This is a genomic window from Pseudofulvimonas gallinarii (assembly GCF_004343305.1).
Classification (GTDB): domain Bacteria; phylum Pseudomonadota; class Gammaproteobacteria; order Xanthomonadales; family UBA2363; genus Pseudofulvimonas; species Pseudofulvimonas gallinarii.
The window spans coordinates 1-13,577 of record NZ_SMAF01000025.1 but is presented as its reverse complement, the minus strand read 5'-3'; the positions used below and the strand labels follow the sequence as shown (position 1 = coordinate 13,577).

Annotated in this window: 17 protein-coding genes; 8 read left to right on the top strand and 9 right to left on the bottom strand. The window is 68.7% G+C overall.

Going from position 1 to position 13,577, the window contains the following annotated elements:
* The first annotated feature begins 172 nt into the window (after positions 1-172).
* Positions 173-1,309: a PLP-dependent aminotransferase family protein gene (locus EDC25_RS12635; RefSeq protein WP_132577576.1), complete on the top strand. Its 1,137-nt coding sequence runs from the start codon at positions 173-175 to the stop codon at positions 1,307-1,309.
* 181 nt (positions 1,310-1,490) lie between these two features.
* Positions 1,491-1,931, top strand: a complete 441-nt coding sequence (locus tag EDC25_RS12630; protein ID WP_132577575.1) for a hypothetical protein — start codon at positions 1,491-1,493, stop codon at positions 1,929-1,931.
* Positions 1,932-2,002: 71 nt separating this feature from the next.
* On the opposite strand, the gene EDC25_RS12625 is transcribed toward EDC25_RS12630, so the two are convergent.
* The 5 genes from EDC25_RS12625 to EDC25_RS14760 all read right to left on the bottom strand — a co-directional run bounded on the left by EDC25_RS12625 (position 2,003) and on the right by EDC25_RS14760 (position 5,414).
* Positions 2,003-2,386 carry a hypothetical protein gene (locus tag EDC25_RS12625; protein ID WP_132577574.1) on the bottom strand — a complete coding sequence of 128 codons (384 nt, stop codon included), beginning with the start codon at positions 2,384-2,386 and terminating at the stop codon, positions 2,003-2,005.
* Between the two features lie 90 nt (positions 2,387-2,476).
* Positions 2,477-3,388, bottom strand: coding sequence for a ParB/RepB/Spo0J family partition protein (locus EDC25_RS12620; RefSeq protein WP_132577573.1), 912 nt, complete (start codon positions 3,386-3,388; stop codon positions 2,477-2,479).
* A gap of 18 nt (positions 3,389-3,406) precedes the next feature.
* Complete coding sequence (locus EDC25_RS12615; RefSeq protein WP_132577572.1) at positions 3,407-4,210, bottom strand: ParA family protein; 804 nt, start codon at positions 4,208-4,210, stop codon at positions 3,407-3,409.
* 10 nt (positions 4,211-4,220) lie between these two features.
* Positions 4,221-4,877, bottom strand: coding sequence for a 16S rRNA (guanine(527)-N(7))-methyltransferase RsmG (rsmG, locus tag EDC25_RS12610; RefSeq protein ID WP_123520655.1), 657 nt, complete (start codon positions 4,875-4,877; stop codon positions 4,221-4,223).
* Positions 4,878-4,931: 54 nt separating this feature from the next.
* A complete protein-coding gene (locus EDC25_RS14760; RefSeq protein ID WP_164483856.1) occupies positions 4,932-5,414 on the bottom strand; it encodes an SPFH domain-containing protein in 483 nt (160 codons plus the stop codon).
* Positions 5,415-5,619: 205 nt separating this feature from the next.
* Here EDC25_RS14760 and lepB point away from each other — a divergent pair, with 205 nt between their 5' ends.
* From lepB to EDC25_RS12585, 4 genes are all read left to right on the top strand, one after another.
* The gene (lepB, locus tag EDC25_RS12600; protein WP_132577571.1) at positions 5,620-6,285 is read left to right on the top strand and encodes a signal peptidase I; all 666 of its coding nucleotides are present in this window, start codon (positions 5,620-5,622) and stop codon (positions 6,283-6,285) included.
* A gap of 73 nt (positions 6,286-6,358) precedes the next feature.
* On the top strand, positions 6,359-7,351 hold the full coding sequence (hemB, locus tag EDC25_RS12595; RefSeq protein WP_132577570.1) for a porphobilinogen synthase: 993 nt from the start codon (positions 6,359-6,361) through the stop codon (positions 7,349-7,351).
* Positions 7,352-7,370: 19 nt separating this feature from the next.
* The gene (gene aroE / locus EDC25_RS12590) at positions 7,371-8,234 is read left to right on the top strand and encodes a shikimate dehydrogenase (protein WP_132577569.1); all 864 of its coding nucleotides are present in this window, start codon (positions 7,371-7,373) and stop codon (positions 8,232-8,234) included.
* Between the two features lie 14 nt (positions 8,235-8,248).
* On the top strand, positions 8,249-8,506 hold the full coding sequence (locus EDC25_RS12585; protein ID WP_132577568.1) for a YkgJ family cysteine cluster protein: 258 nt from the start codon (positions 8,249-8,251) through the stop codon (positions 8,504-8,506).
* Between the two features lie 173 nt (positions 8,507-8,679).
* On the opposite strand, the gene EDC25_RS12580 is transcribed toward EDC25_RS12585, so the two are convergent.
* The 4 genes from EDC25_RS12580 to EDC25_RS12565 are packed head-to-tail and all read right to left on the bottom strand — an operon-like array spanning position 8,680 to position 11,787.
* Complete coding sequence (locus tag EDC25_RS12580; protein WP_132577567.1) at positions 8,680-9,165, bottom strand: GDYXXLXY domain-containing protein; 486 nt, start codon at positions 9,163-9,165, stop codon at positions 8,680-8,682.
* Entirely contained in the window at positions 9,162-10,220 is a 1,059-nt protein-coding gene (locus EDC25_RS12575) for a DUF4401 domain-containing protein (RefSeq protein ID WP_132577566.1), read from the bottom strand. Before EDC25_RS12575 ends, EDC25_RS12580 begins: the two co-directional genes overlap by 4 nt.
* Positions 10,207-11,196 carry a DUF2157 domain-containing protein gene (locus tag EDC25_RS12570; protein ID WP_132577565.1) on the bottom strand — a complete coding sequence of 330 codons (990 nt, stop codon included), beginning with the start codon at positions 11,194-11,196 and terminating at the stop codon, positions 10,207-10,209. The genes EDC25_RS12575 and EDC25_RS12570 overlap by 14 nt, the downstream gene beginning before the upstream one ends.
* Positions 11,197-11,253: 57 nt before the next feature.
* Positions 11,254-11,787 carry a gamma carbonic anhydrase family protein gene (locus tag EDC25_RS12565; protein WP_132577564.1) on the bottom strand — a complete coding sequence of 178 codons (534 nt, stop codon included), beginning with the start codon at positions 11,785-11,787 and terminating at the stop codon, positions 11,254-11,256.
* Between the two features lie 109 nt (positions 11,788-11,896).
* Here EDC25_RS12565 and xth point away from each other — a divergent pair, with 109 nt between their 5' ends.
* On the top strand, positions 11,897-12,673 hold the full coding sequence (gene xth / locus EDC25_RS12560; protein ID WP_132577563.1) for an exodeoxyribonuclease III: 777 nt from the start codon (positions 11,897-11,899) through the stop codon (positions 12,671-12,673).
* On the top strand, positions 12,670-13,353 hold the full coding sequence (locus EDC25_RS12555; protein WP_132577562.1) for a YecA/YgfB family protein: 684 nt from the start codon (positions 12,670-12,672) through the stop codon (positions 13,351-13,353). Before xth ends, EDC25_RS12555 begins: the two co-directional genes overlap by 4 nt.
* The last annotated feature ends 224 nt before the right edge of the window (positions 13,354-13,577 follow it).

The window sequence follows — 13,577 nt, the reverse complement described above, 5'->3', positions numbered from 1 at the left end:
CTGAACGAAGTACAGTGACGTGGTCGTGGTTCGGCAGGGGGACTGGCGCATATCCGCCCCGTCTTGCGTCTAACCACTCAGCCGCCGCGCACCGCATGGCCCGCCGCGGCGGCGCCCGTTTCCCCGTCGCGCGAAGGCCGGCGGATTTGCCCCCAAAACGTGGAGAACCACAATGACATCCCGCATCCTCGCCGTCGCCATCATGGGCGCGCTGGTCGCCGGTTCGGCACTGGCCCAGACGCCGATCCGCCTCGGCCAGAGCCTCAACGGCTCCTTGAGCGCCGCCAGCCCGAAGGCCGATGACGGTACGCCCTATGACCTGTACACCTATCGCGGTCGCGCCGGGGATCGGGTCCGCATCCGCATGGATTCGGCATCGTTCGATGCCTACCTGGCCGCCGGCACCACCGCCGCGCCGGGCTGCTCGGACGATTGCGTGTACAACGACGATGGCGGTGGAGGCACCAATTCGCTGCTGACCGCCACCGTGCCTGCCAGCGGCGTGCTGCAGATCCGCGCCAATTCGATCGGCGCCAATGATGCCGGCAGTTACACGCTGAGCGTGACCGAGGCGCCGGCGGCACCACGCCCGAGCCTGCGCCAGGTGTCCTTGAACACGCCGACCCAGGGTCGCCTCGGCGAAGACTCGCCACAAGACGAGAATTCCGGTCAGCCCTATGACATCTGGCTGGTCAAGGGTCGTGGCGGCCAGACCGTGCGCATCAGCCTGGACGCCAACGAGTTCGATCCGGTGCTGGGCTACGGCACGTGGAGCAATGGCCAGTTCCTCGAGACCGCCAGCGATGACGACGGCGGACCCGGCCTGAATTCGCGCCTGACCGTCACCCTGCCGGCCAGCGGCGAGGCGGCGATCCGCCTGGCTTCCATCGGCAGTGGCGCCAACGGCACCTTCACCGTGACGGTGGGCGAGCCGCCGGCACCGCGCCCGATCGTGTTCCAGACCGCGAAGGTCGGTGAGGCGATCCGCGGCAAGCTGGACGACAGCGACGCCTTCACGCCGGACGAGGAAATGCCGTTCGACGCCTATCGCATCGAGGGCCGCCCGGGCCAGCGCGTCGAGGTTCGCATGGACTCCAGCGATTTCGATCCGATCCTGAAGTGGGGCGTGTTCGATGGCGACACCTTCCATCAGGAAGCGCAGGACGATGACGGCGGTGGCGGCACCAGCGCGCGCCTGATCGTCACGCTGGATGCCGATGGCGAAGGCCGCCTCGTCGCCGCATCGCTGGATGGCTCGAAGGGCAGCTACACGATGTCGCTGGTGACCGCTGCGCGCGGCAGCGATTGACGAAGGCATCGCCAGCGGTCGTGGCTGCATCGGCGCCGCAAACCTGAGTGCGACCTGACCACGAGGGCCGGATTTTCCGGCCCTTGTGCGTTCTCCGCGATTTCTCCACGCTGGCTTCGATCTTGGCCGTCATTGTGGCGACCACGGGCAAGCGGCCCGGATGAAACACGGAGAAGACACCATGAACAAGCTGATGATCGCCACCACGCTGGCACTGGGACTGGCTACCGGCTTCGCCGTGGCCCAGCCTTCGACCGGCGAACGCGCCGAGCGCACCGATCGAGCCGAACGCTTCGAAAAGATGCTGGACCGCCGCGTCGAGCGCATGACGGCCGAACTCAACCTCACCCAGGCACAGGCGCTGCAGGTCCGCACGATCTTCGCGGAACAGGGCGCGGCCCGCCGCGCGCTGCACCAGCGGCACCGCGAAGAGAGCATGGCGCTGCACAGCGAAGGCCAGGTGAAGCTGAGCGATGTGCTCAACACCGAGCAGAAGGCCAAGCTGGAAAGCCTGATGGCGGAGCGCCGTGAGGCCTGGCAGGGCAAGCGCGGTGGTCACCGCAAGGGCCATGGACACGGCCATCGCGGCGGGATGCGTCGCGCAGCGCCGCCCCAGGAGTAAGCGGGCGGATAAATGTGGACAGCGACGGGCGCTTCGGCGTCCGTCGCTTTTTTGCCTGGCCGGAGGCTGCGCTACCCGGGAACCCGCGGCGCGATCAGCGCGTGCTCGAAGCTGCCGACGAACACCGGCGCCGAATCCGGGTCGCCAACGACGCCGATGACGCCGGACATGCCATTGCCACCGGGACTGCCGTGGTTCCCGCAATAGAACCCGTAGTGGCCAAAGCCGAGGAAGGTGACGTGGCAATCCTGGGTACACGTCACCGAATCATCGTCGTCCAGCTTCAGCGGATGAAAGCCGGTCGCGGCGAAGTCGATGGTCTGCCCCGGCTCGACCTGCCGGGTCGGGGGTGAATAGTCGAAACCGTTGATGGCAACGCTGCCGGCAATGCCGGTGGCGGAGGCGGCGGGTGCCGCCATCACGGCGGCGAGGGCCAAGTACGAAGGCAGGTCCATCCTGCGCTCCTGGTGAGCCGGCCGGACTGCCGGCAGGCGCACGCTACGCCCGACCGCGATCGGATGTAAGTGCCACCGAAGTGCGCCGGATCAGTGTCCGCGCAGCCGTTCGAGGATGCCTTCGAGCTCGTCGACGCTGTGGTAGCGGATGACCAGCTGGCCCTTGCCGCCGCGGCTGTGGCGCACGCTGACCGGCGCGCACAGCCGTTCGGCCAGTTCCTGCTCCAGTCGCGTGATGTCGGGATCGGCGGAGACTGCGGGCTTGCCGCCGGAACGCGGGCTGCCGTGGGTCGTCGCGCCCGGATTTTCGCGCGCGGCCTGTTCGAGCTGGCGCACCGACCAGCCCTCGCTGGCCGCTTGGTCGGCCAGGCGCAGCGCCAGCGGTTCCGGCAATGTCAGCAGCGCGCGGGCATGGCCCATGTCGAGGCGCCCGGCTTCGACCAGGTCGCGGATCGCGTGGGGCAGGTCGAGCAGGCGCAGCAGGTTGCTGACGGCGGCACGCGAGCGGCCGACGGCATCGGCGGTTTCCTGGTGCGTGAGGTCGAATTCGTCGATCAGGCGCTTGAGCGCGGTGGCCTCTTCCAGCGGATTGAGGTCTTCGCGCTGGATGTTCTCGATCAGCGCCATCGCAACTGTGGTGCGGTCGTCGACTTCGCGCACCAGGCAGGGCACCTGGGTCAGTTCGGCCTGGCGCGCGGCGCGCCAGCGGCGCTCGCCGGCGATGATCTCGTAGCCGCCATTGTGCGGACGGACGATGATCGGCTGGATCAGGCCCTGGGCGCGGATCGACTGCGCCAGTTCCTCCAGCGCCTCCGGCTCGAAGTTGTGTCGTGGCTGGTAGCGACCGGCGTGCAGGCTGTCGATCGGCAGTTCACGCAGCTCGCCCTCGTCAACGGCGACCTCGCCGTCGGTCACGCCGCTGCTGGCGCTCGGGCGCACCGCGCCACTACCGAGCAGGGCATCCAGTCCGCGGCCGAGACCGCGCTTCTTCGCTGCCGCCATTCTTCCGTTTCCTCTTCGTCAACCGTGCGCGGCGGCGGCCGGCGCCGCCTCGGCATGGCTGTCCCGCTCCCGCTTCAGGACTTCGCCGGCCAGGCCCAGGTAGGCGATGGCGCCACGCGAGTCGCGATCATAAGCGGTGATCGGCAGGCCGTGGCTGGGCGCCTCGGCCAGGCGCACATTGCGCGGGATGATGGTGTGGTAGACCTTGTCGCCGAAATGCGCGGCCAGCTGCGCCGAGACGTCCTGGCCGAGGTTGTTGCGGCCGTCGTACATGGTGCGCAGCAGGCCTTCGATCTCCAGGCGCGGATTGGTGTGCGCCTTGATCGCCTCGATCGTCTTCATCAGCTTGGTGAGGCCGTCGAGCGCGAAGAACTCGCACTGCATCGGGATCAGCACGCTGTCGGCCGCCGTCAGCGCATTGATGGTCAGCAGGCTGAGCGAAGGCGGACAGTCGATGAGGATGTAGTCGTAGCGGTCCTGCACGGACTTCAGCGCGTTGCCGAGGCGATGCTCGCGCGCCAGTCCGTCCATGAGCTTGATTTCGGCGGCGGTGAGGTCACTGTTGCCCGGCAGCACGTCCAGGCCGGTTTCCGTGCGGACGATGGCATCCTGGATCGGTGACTCTTCCAGCAGCACGGCGCAACCGTTCGGCGCGTCGGCATCTTTGTCGATGCCCGCGGCCATGGTGGCGTGGCCCTGGGGATCCATGTCCACCACCAGGACACGACGATTCATCTCGGCCAGGGCGGCGCCGAGATTGACACAGGTCGTGGTCTTGGCGACCCCGCCTTTCTGGTTGGCGATGGCGATGATGCGGCTCATGGCCCGGTAGTCAGGCGGCTGTCTCGGTTGACGGACCGGCCATGATGATGGCATGGCGCTGCTCTGCCAAGTCCGGAACGTGCAGCGGCAGCACCGCTTCGACCCAGACGCCGTCCGGAAGGGCGGCGATTTCGTCGTCGGGACGACGGCCCTTGAGCGCCAGCCAGCGCCCGCCCGGCGCCAGCAGGTGCCTGCTGGCGGCGACGAAATCCGGCAGGCTGGCAAAGGCCCGGGAGGTGACGGTGTCGAATCCGCCGCCGCCATCCACGGCTTCGACGCGGGCCTGTTCGACCCGGCAGCGCTCGCCCAGGCCGAGGACCCGGATGGCTTCGCGCTGGAAGCGAGCCATCTTGCCGTTGCTGTCGATGGACAGAACGGCCAGGTCCGGACGCGCCAGCGCCAGCACGAGTCCGGGCAGACCGGGCCCGGCGCCGACATCGGCGATCCGGTGACCGGGCACATGCGGCAGCACCGCGAGGCTGTCGAACAGGTGACGGACAAGCATCTGCGCCGGCTCGCGCACGGCGGTGAGGTTGTAGCTGCGGTTCCAGCGCGCGAGCAGGGCCAGGTAGGCCAACAGGTCGTCGCGCGCCCGCGCGGGTAGTTCGAGGCCCATGGCCGCGAGTCCGCGCTCGAGGTCGGGCGCCAGGTGGGAAAGATCGCTCATGCGCGGGAAGTATCGCCCGACTGGGCGGGTGGTGGCCTGCCGGCCGGCGCCGGATCAGGCGGCGGCGCGGATCTGCGTGCGGGCGACCAGGATGCCGCGGCGGCGCAGGCGCGCATTCAGTGACTGCTTGAGCGCCTGGTTGAAGGCGTCTGCCGGCTCGTCGCGATGCTCCGGGAGGAACTCCGGCAACAGGCGGTCCAGCTCCTCGGTGACCGTCTCTTCGAGGCGGCCCAGCGCCGGCGCGGCCTGCGGCGCGTCAACGATCTGGAAATAGACGCGGCCCTGGACGTGCCAGGTGCCATCGGCGGACACCTCGTGGTCGTGCAGTTCGACGCTGCGGCCGATGCTGGGTTCGCGACGCTCGATGCGGTCCAGGACCGGCAGGCGCCAGTAGGAACCGGGGCCCAGCACCTTGCTGCTGCGCTGCCAGCGCCGGAGCACCGCCACCTGGCCCTCGGCGACCTGCACCCGTGCGAGCCAGACCAGGGCGAAAGCCAGGGCGGTCAGGGTCGTGAAAACGGGCGCGAGGATGGACATGGAGGTTCGACCGGGGCGTTTATCCGAGAAAAAACTGCTGTGAATCGACAGTTTACCGGGTTTAGCTGAACTCGCAGTGACTTTTTTACGCTTTCTTAATGACCTGCGCAAGACGCTGTCCGGGAACGGGAAAAGCACCGGTTCCGGGGAACTCGGTCCGGGTCGCCCGGTCGACCGGGGATTCCTCCACACTGGTCCGGATCCCATGCCCCGCCCCGCCGCCTTCCTGCACCGCCATCGACACTTCCTGGTCTTCATCGCCCTGATGGTGGTGGTCCGCAGTTCCTTCGCCGACTGGAACGACGTTCCGACGACTTCGATGGACCCGAGCATCCGCGCCGGTGACCGCATCCTCGTCAACAAGATGGCCTACGACCTCCGGCTGCCACTGCTGGGTACGTCCATCTGGCGCACCGGTGAGCCGCAGCGCGGCGACATCGTCGTCTTCGATTCGGTCGCGGCCGACAACCGCCTGGTGAAGCGCGTCGTCGGCCTTCCCGGCGATACCGTCGCGATGGTCGACAACGGGCTGCGGATCAATGGCGAGGAAGTCGCCTACGTGCCGGCGACCGCCAGCGACGATGACGTGGCCATCGAACTGCTGGGCCAGCTGCGCCACTACGTGCGTCGCCATCCGGTCGGCAACCGGCTGTCCTCCTTCGGGCCGGTCACGATTCCCGAGGACCACTACCTGGTGCTGGGCGACAACCGCGACAACAGCGCCGACAGCCGGGTATACGGACTGGTGCCGCGTGGCGAACTGGTCGGCCGCGCCGGCGCCGTCGTATTTTCCCTGGACTACGAAAACGGCTGGCTGCCGCGCCGCGACCGCTTCTTCCGATCGCTGTCGGCGATGCCAGACGAGGCCTGAGGCTGGCGGAAAACGCACTGGCGGCTGACCATGGTCAAGCCGCCCGGCGACGGTTGGGCGGATAATGGCTGCCATGAGCTATCCACTGACCCGCATGCGGCGGATGCGCCGCGACGATTTCTCCCGCCGGCTGATGCGCGAGACGCGCCTGCATGCCGATGACCTCATCCTGCCGGTGTTCATACATGACGGCCCCGGCTGCGTCGACGTGCCGTCGATGCCCGGCGTGCAGCGCCAGGACATCGACGCGCTGCTGCGCACCGCCGAACAGGCCGTCGCGCTGGGTGTGCCGGCACTGGTCCTGTTCCCGGTGGTCGGCGCCGGTGCCAAGAGCCTGGATGCCGCCGAGGCCTGGAATCCCGACGGCCTGGCGCAACGCGCGATCGCGGCGCTGAAGTCGCGCTTCCCGGAACTGGGCGTGATCACCGACGTCGCCCTCGATCCCTACACCACGCATGGCCAGGACGGTTTGGTGGACGAGGACGGCTACGTCGTCAACGACGCGACGGTGGAGGCGCTGGTGCGGCAGTCGCTGTCGCACGTCGAGGCCGGCGCCGACATCGTCTCGCCCAGCGACATGATGGACGGCCGCATCGGTGCGATCCGCGCTGCGCTTGAACACCATGGCCACGTCAACGCACGCATCCTCGCCTACAGCGCCAAGTACGCCTCCAGCTTCTACGGCCCGTTCCGCGACGCCGTAGGCTCGGCCGGCAATCTTGGCAAGGGCAACAAGTACACCTACCAGATGGACCCGGCGAACAGCGACGAAGCGCTGCGCGAAGTGGACCTGGACCTGTCGGAAGGCGCCGACATGGTGATGGTCAAGCCGGGCCTGCCCTACCTCGACATCGTCCGTCGCGTGAAGGACCACTTTGGCGTGCCGACCTTCGTGTACCAGGTCAGCGGCGAGTACGCGATGCTGAAGGCGGCGGCGCAGAACGGCTGGCTGGACGAGCGTGCCTGCGCGCTGGAAGCGCTGGTCTCGATCAGGCGCGCCGGCGCCGATGCCATCCTGACCTACTTCGCGCTGGACGCCGCGCGCTGGCTGCGCGAAGCTGGCTGAGTCAATACGGGAGGCCGCCATGGAAGCACCCAGCCTGCGCGACGACGGTGTCGCCCCGCACCTGCGGCGCTACGCGCTGTTCGGCCATCCCCTGACCGGTTCGCGGTCGCCGCGCATCCACGCACTGTTCGGCGAGCAGCGCGGCATCGGCCTGCACTACGAACTGATCGAGGCGCAGGCCGCCGATCTCGCCGACACGCTCGCGCAGTTCGAGCGCGAGGGCGGCCTCGGCGCCAACATCACCACGCCGGTGAAGTCGGCCGTGGTGCCGCTGTGCCACGAACTGGCGCCGCGCGCGCAACGCTCCGGAGTCGTCAACGTCCTGCAGCGCCTCGAAGGGGGCGGCTGGCGTGGCGACAACACCGACGGCGAGGGTTTCATCAACGACCTGTGCCGGCGCAAGGAACAGGACATCCGCGCCCGCCGCACCCTGCTGCTCGGTGCCGGCGGCGCCGTCGCCGGCATCCTGCCGCTGCTGCTCGATGGCGGCGTCGGCGAGGTGGTGATCGCCGCGCGTCGTCCCGAACGTGCTGACGCGCTGGCGCTGCGCATGGGTGAACCCGGCCGCGTGCACAGCGTGTACTGGAACGACCTCGCCGAACATGGCCTGTTCGACCTGGTGGTGAACGGCACCTCCGCGGGCAAGCACGGCCAGGCCATCGACCTGCCGATGCGCCTGCTGTCGCCGCGCGCGATCGCCTACGACCTCAACTACGGCGAATTCGCCAGCGGCTTCCTCGGCTGGGCACGCGGTGCCGGCGCCATCGAAGCCTTCGACGGCCTGGGCATGCTCGTGGACCAGGCGGCGGTGTCGTTCGCGCTGTGGCACGGCGTCGAGCCCGATGCCGATGCCGTGTACGACACGCTGCGCGCCGGCGCCTGAGCCCGGCGTCGACCATGGAGTGCCGGCCACATTGCGGCGCCTGCTGCATCGCGCCGTCGATCAGCTCGCCGATTCCCGGCATGCCCGGCGGCAAACCGGCCGGCATTCCCTGCGTGCAGCTGACCGCCGAACTCGGCTGCGCCCTGTTCGGTCGTCCCGAACGGCCGGCCGTCTGTTCCAGCCTGCGTGCCGAGCCGGCGATGTGCGGCAGCCATCGCGAGGAAGCGCTCGCCTGGCTGCTGGATCTGGAGGCGGCGACGGCAACGGCGTGATCGCCACGCGCGGTTGGACGATGCACGGGATCGCGCCGAGAGTCTTTCGTTCCGCGCCAGCGGACTGCCATGCCGGGTGCGGCGTCGGACAGCCACGGGATATGGGCATGCCGGCGGACGCGGCGCGGACATGCCGCGTCACGGTGTGTTGTTCGCTCGCCCGGGATGCGCCCTTACAGCGTCTTCAGATTTTCGTCCCGAAGCGCGACCAGCAGCGCTTCGCCGTCGTCGCCGACGCGCATCTCGCCCCAGCGCGCGGGCTGATAGCGCTCAGCCTGGCCTTCCGAAAAGAACCAGGCATTACTGACCAGGCGCACGCGGCCGCCGCGGACGCGGTATCGAAGGGCCAGCTCGTCGCCGGCACGCGGCTGCGCGGCGGGTTGCACGCGAACGAAGGTGGCGCGCCTTTCGGCATCACGCTGGAGGATCAGGTAGCCATCGGCGTGCCGGTCGTCGCCACTTGAAGGCACCTCGTGCGCGAGCGCGAATGCCAGCGCCATGTAATCGCCCTGCATCAGCGAACGCGGATCGACCGGCGCAAGTTCGAGCAGCACGGTTTCACCTTCGCGCACCAGCCGTTCCCGGCTGATGATGCCGGCGTTGACCACGGCCAGCACCAGCGCCAGTCCACCCGGCACGGTCCAGCGCCGCCAGTTCATGTCGCCACCCGGCGCGCGCGCGCCCTGAGGATCAAGTGCAGGGCCAGAACGACGCCGCCGGCGATGGCCAGCGCCAGCGACTTGGCCAGCAAGGTGTCGGCCATTTGGAAGTAGTACTGCAGCAATGAAATTGCCAGCGAAAGCACACTGACAAGCAGCAGGACCGATGCGCCCATCGGCACGGCGAGCAACAGCAGGCTGATCGACAGCGAGACGCCGGGCGCCCAGCGCCACAGCCAGGCCAGGACGACCGTCGCCAGCATCAGGCCGACGGTCGTGGCCATGCCCAGTACTTCCCGGCGGGGAACGACGAGGATGCCGGCGACCACCGGCAGCATGGCGGCTTCCGCCACGCTGAGCACCTGCAACGTCCGCAGGTGAATGTCATGGCCATAGCCCGTCAGCCAGTTGCCGAACCACGCCGCGGCCAACGCGATGATGGTCAACGCCCAGGCGAAGGGATCGATGGCGCTGCGCGGATAACGCACCGGATCGACATGGATGCGCAACAGCCACGCCGCGGCGGTCGCCCAGACCAGCAGCGCCTGCACCAGCGCCAGGCTTTCGGCCGCGAAACGCTCTGCGACGAGCAGCCAGATCAGACTGGTCACGAGGCCGCCGGCGCACAGGAAGCGGTGCAGCCACTGCGGCGACAGCTTGAACATCACCGCCGCCAGTCCGGCCATGACCAGCGCCACCATGGTGCTGGAGCCTTCGCTGGCGATGCCGACCGCGATGACGAGCAGGCCGCAGAGATTGCCGACGGTACCGGCCTGGCGCTGGAATTCATCGCGGCCCCCGCGCAGCCACGGCAGCGATGCGGCCGCCAGGATGGCTCCGACCAGGATCGGCGCCATGCCGTGCGCGCCGTTCCAGTCGATGCTTGCGAGCACGAATCCGAGCAGCAGCGGCACGGCGATCCAGGCGCCGACGCCGCCGAGCAGCCGGATCGGCCAGGGCGCGGTGGCGTCGGGATCCAGCATGGGCGCGTCGCCGCTGACCACGCCCGCCTCGCGCAGTCGGAGCCAGAGTGCCTCTGCCTCAGGTCCGTTCATGGGTCCACCCGGCGTGGAGGCGGCGCAGGCGATCACTGGCGACAGCGACCTGTGAGAGCACGGCGACCGTCAGCAGCAGCAGGCCGCCGCTGGACATGTCGAGGGCATCGAAGACCAGGCGGGCAAGCAGTGTGGTGACGACCACGACCGCCGACAGGATCGCCATCGCGAGGACCGCCAGGTCGCGCTGCCGCAGCGACCCGGCGGCGACGCCCAGCGCGGCGACCAGCCAGACCACGAGGCCGCCACCGCGGGTGCCTTGCCAGCCGAACACGTCAGCGACCGCCGCCAGTGTCAGCGCAAAAAGACCGGCCGTGAACAGCAAGCGCGGTCCCAGTCGCCCCGCCAGGCCTTCGACGCGGCGGCCGAGGAACAGCCAGAGCCTGGCCAGCCCGAGATTGAACAGGCCGATGACGATGCCGGAGACCATGGCGCCCCCGGTCCACTCATCGAGCCACAGGAACAGTCCGGTGTTGGAAACCAGCGCCCACAGCAGGCTCATCGGTGGATTCTGCGCAGCCAGCAGCCAGGGCAGCAGCAGCACCGCCCACGATGCGAACAGTTGCCAGGTATCGGCGCCCGTCTGCCAGGTCTGGCCGACCAGGGCCAGCAGTCCACCCAGAAGCAGGCCGGCCAACAACAGGGCGGCCTGGCCAGCCGGTCGCGCCAGTCCGCAGCACCAGGCAGCCAGCGTCGCCAGCACCAGCAGCGCCTGCAGGCCGAAGATCCGCGAAAAGCGACCGAGCTCGTCCCAGTTGGCGGCCACGAAACAGATCACCGCCGCGCCGAGCAGGGCCACCGACAGCCAGAGGCTGAGCCGCTCGAGGACGCCCCGCCAGGGGGCACCACTGGCCGGCGCATCCACCAGCGCGTGACCGCGCTGCCAGGCCTCGGCGTCAAGGTGACCGCTGCCGCGCCAGTGCGCCAGCAGGTCGAGCTGGCGGGTACCTTCGTGCCACCGTGCCCAGTCGTTCATGGGCCGATGGTAGGACTGGACTTGTGGTCCGCGATAGGGGGCGCCGCGCCCGACGGCTTACGGGTGCGCGAGGTAACGGTTCTTCAGGTCGACGTAGTTCTTCGCCGAGTAGTACAGCGCCTCGATCTCGACGTCGCTGAGGCGGCGTACCAGCCGCGCCGGATTGCCCAGCCACAGTTCGCCCGGACCGACGATCTTGCCCGGCGAGACCAGCGCGCCGGCGCCGACGAAGCCGTGCTTGCGCACGACGCAACCGTCCAGCAGCGTGGCATGCATGCCCACCAGGCAGGCGTCCTCGACCGTGCAGGCATGCAGCAGGGCGCCATGGCCGACGGTCACGTCGGCGCCGATCAGGGTCGGCGTGCCGCCCGGCGTATAGGGTCCGTCGTGCGTGACATGGACGACGGTGCCGTCCTGGATGTTGCTGCGCGCGCCGACGCGGATGTGGTGCACGTCGCCACGCAGCACCGTGCCGGGCCAGATCGAAACGTCGTCGCCCAGCACCACGTCACCGATGACATGGGCGCCGGGATCGACATAGACACGCGCACCCAGCGTGGGCAGCGTGCCGGCAAAGGGACGGATGTTCATGCCGCCATTGTACCGGCCGCCACTGCGGCCCTGACGGCGGGCCGGCACCCAGCCGTCTCCAGCCACCGCACCGGCGCCGGCACCGGGCCCGTCGGCTACACTCCCGGCCATGAAGATCGCCAGCTGGAACGTCAACTCGCTGAAGGTGCGGCTGCCCCACCTGCAGCAGTGGTGCGCGGACGCCGCGCCGGACATCCTGGCCCTGCAGGAAACCAAGTCGGAGGACGGCGCGTTCCCGCTGCCGGCCATCCAGGCGCTGGGCTACCACTGCGTATTTAGTGGCCAGCGCACCTACAACGGCGTCGCCATCCTCGCCCGTGAAGCCCCGACGGATGTCGTCACCGATGTCGCCGGTCTCGACGACCCGCAGCGCCGTTTCCTGGCCGCCACCGTGGGCGGCCTGCGCATCGTCAACCTCTACGTCGTCAACGGCCAGTCGGTGGGCAGCGAAAAATATGCCTACAAGCTGCGCTGGCTGGATGCGGTCACCGCGCAGCTGCGCGAGGAACTGGCGCGCCATCCGGAGCTGGTGGTGCTGGGCGATTTCAACATCGCGCCGGAAGATCGCGACGTCCACGACCCGGAGGCCTGGCGCGAGCAGATCCTGTGCTCGACACCGGAACGCGAGGCCCTGCGCGCGATGCTCGACCTTGGCCTGCACGACAGTTTCCGCCTGCACAACGACGAACCCGGCCAGTATTCCTGGTGGGATTACCGGCAGGCCGCGTTCCGTCGCGACCTCGGCCTGCGCATCGACCTGGTGCTGGTCAGCGAGTCGCTGAAGGCGCGCGTCGCCGACGTTGGCATCGACCGCGTGACGCGCACCTGGGAACGCCCTTCCGATCACGCGCCCGCCTGGGTCCGGCTATCCGACACCACGTCATGAGCCACCGTCCGCTCCTGCCGCAGCTCGGCGAGTCCCTGGACAACGAGGAACTGGACGAACTGCACGCGATGCTGCTGGCTCGCAACGGCGAGGATGGCCTGCTGCTCGACGGCCTGCACGGACTGGTCACGGCGCTGATCGTGGGTCCGCAGCCGGTAGTCTCCGATGACTGGCTGCCGGTCGTGCTCGATTCCGATCAGGCCTTCGACAGCCACCTTCAGGCCGAACAGCTGACCAGCCTCTGCCTGCGCCTGTACCACAGCGTCGAACAGGGGCTGGAGCACCTCGTCTACGAGCCGATCCTGTCCGAATACGATGACGCCGAGAACGGCGAGCCCGACATCGTTGTCGATGCCCATGGCTGGTGCGCCGGCTTCTCGATGGGCGTCGACATGCGCGCGCACCTGTGGGAACCGCGCCTGCGCTTCGATCCGAAGCTGATGGAGATCATGACGCCGATCATGGCCCTGGCGTTTTCGGAAGGCCTGTTCGAGGAATACACCGATCCGCGCTGGCCGGCGCTCGACGACAGCGAGCGCGAAAGCTGCCTGCAGATGATCCCCAGCGCCGTCATCGACCTCTACCACTACTGGCGCGAGAACCCGCCGCAGCTTGATACCGCCGTGCCGGTGCGCGCCAAGCCGACGCCGCGCAAGCGCGGCGGGCGCTGGGTCCACTGAGGCCGCATCCCGGCAGCACCGGAGGCCCATTGATGTCCGCGCGGCATTAGCAGCCTGTTGCTTTTCTCCCGCGCCAGCGCTTGCTTTGCCGCCTTCGATTTGCGATACCGCACTCAGGTATAGCGAGGGCGTGCGATGCGTGGTGCAGATGTCACCCAGGAGTCGTTGTTCACCGTGGCCAAGCTCGCCGACTTTGTGCCGGCGAGCCATCCGCTCCGATCCAT

Bases quoted from the DNA above. Each gene is read 5' to 3' on its own strand.
- EDC25_RS12635 (WP_132577576.1), top strand. From the start codon at position 173: ATGACATCCCGCATCCTCGCCGTCGCCATCATGGGCGCGCTGGTCGCC.
- EDC25_RS12630 (WP_132577575.1), top strand. From the start codon at position 1,491: ATGAACAAGCTGATGATCGCCACCACGCTGGCACTGGGACTGGCTACC.
- EDC25_RS12625 (WP_132577574.1), bottom strand. From the start codon at position 2,386: ATGGACCTGCCTTCGTACTTGGCCCTCGCCGCCGTGATGGCGGCACCC.
- EDC25_RS12620 (WP_132577573.1), bottom strand. From the start codon at position 3,388: ATGGCGGCAGCGAAGAAGCGCGGTCTCGGCCGCGGACTGGATGCCCTG.
- EDC25_RS12615 (WP_132577572.1), bottom strand. From the start codon at position 4,210: ATGAGCCGCATCATCGCCATCGCCAACCAGAAAGGCGGGGTCGCCAAG.
- rsmG (WP_123520655.1), bottom strand. From the start codon at position 4,877: ATGAGCGATCTTTCCCACCTGGCGCCCGACCTCGAGCGCGGACTCGCG.
- EDC25_RS14760 (WP_164483856.1), bottom strand. From the start codon at position 5,414: ATGTCCATCCTCGCGCCCGTTTTCACGACCCTGACCGCCCTGGCTTTC.
- lepB (WP_132577571.1), top strand. From the start codon at position 5,620: ATGCCCCGCCCCGCCGCCTTCCTGCACCGCCATCGACACTTCCTGGTC.
- hemB (WP_132577570.1), top strand. From the start codon at position 6,359: ATGAGCTATCCACTGACCCGCATGCGGCGGATGCGCCGCGACGATTTC.
- aroE (WP_132577569.1), top strand. From the start codon at position 7,371: ATGGAAGCACCCAGCCTGCGCGACGACGGTGTCGCCCCGCACCTGCGG.
- EDC25_RS12585 (WP_132577568.1), top strand. From the start codon at position 8,249: ATGGAGTGCCGGCCACATTGCGGCGCCTGCTGCATCGCGCCGTCGATC.
- EDC25_RS12580 (WP_132577567.1), bottom strand. From the start codon at position 9,165: ATGAACTGGCGGCGCTGGACCGTGCCGGGTGGACTGGCGCTGGTGCTG.
- EDC25_RS12575 (WP_132577566.1), bottom strand. From the start codon at position 10,220: ATGAACGGACCTGAGGCAGAGGCACTCTGGCTCCGACTGCGCGAGGCG.
- EDC25_RS12570 (WP_132577565.1), bottom strand. From the start codon at position 11,196: ATGAACGACTGGGCACGGTGGCACGAAGGTACCCGCCAGCTCGACCTG.
- EDC25_RS12565 (WP_132577564.1), bottom strand. From the start codon at position 11,787: ATGAACATCCGTCCCTTTGCCGGCACGCTGCCCACGCTGGGTGCGCGT.
- xth (WP_132577563.1), top strand. From the start codon at position 11,897: ATGAAGATCGCCAGCTGGAACGTCAACTCGCTGAAGGTGCGGCTGCCC.
- EDC25_RS12555 (WP_132577562.1), top strand. From the start codon at position 12,670: ATGAGCCACCGTCCGCTCCTGCCGCAGCTCGGCGAGTCCCTGGACAAC.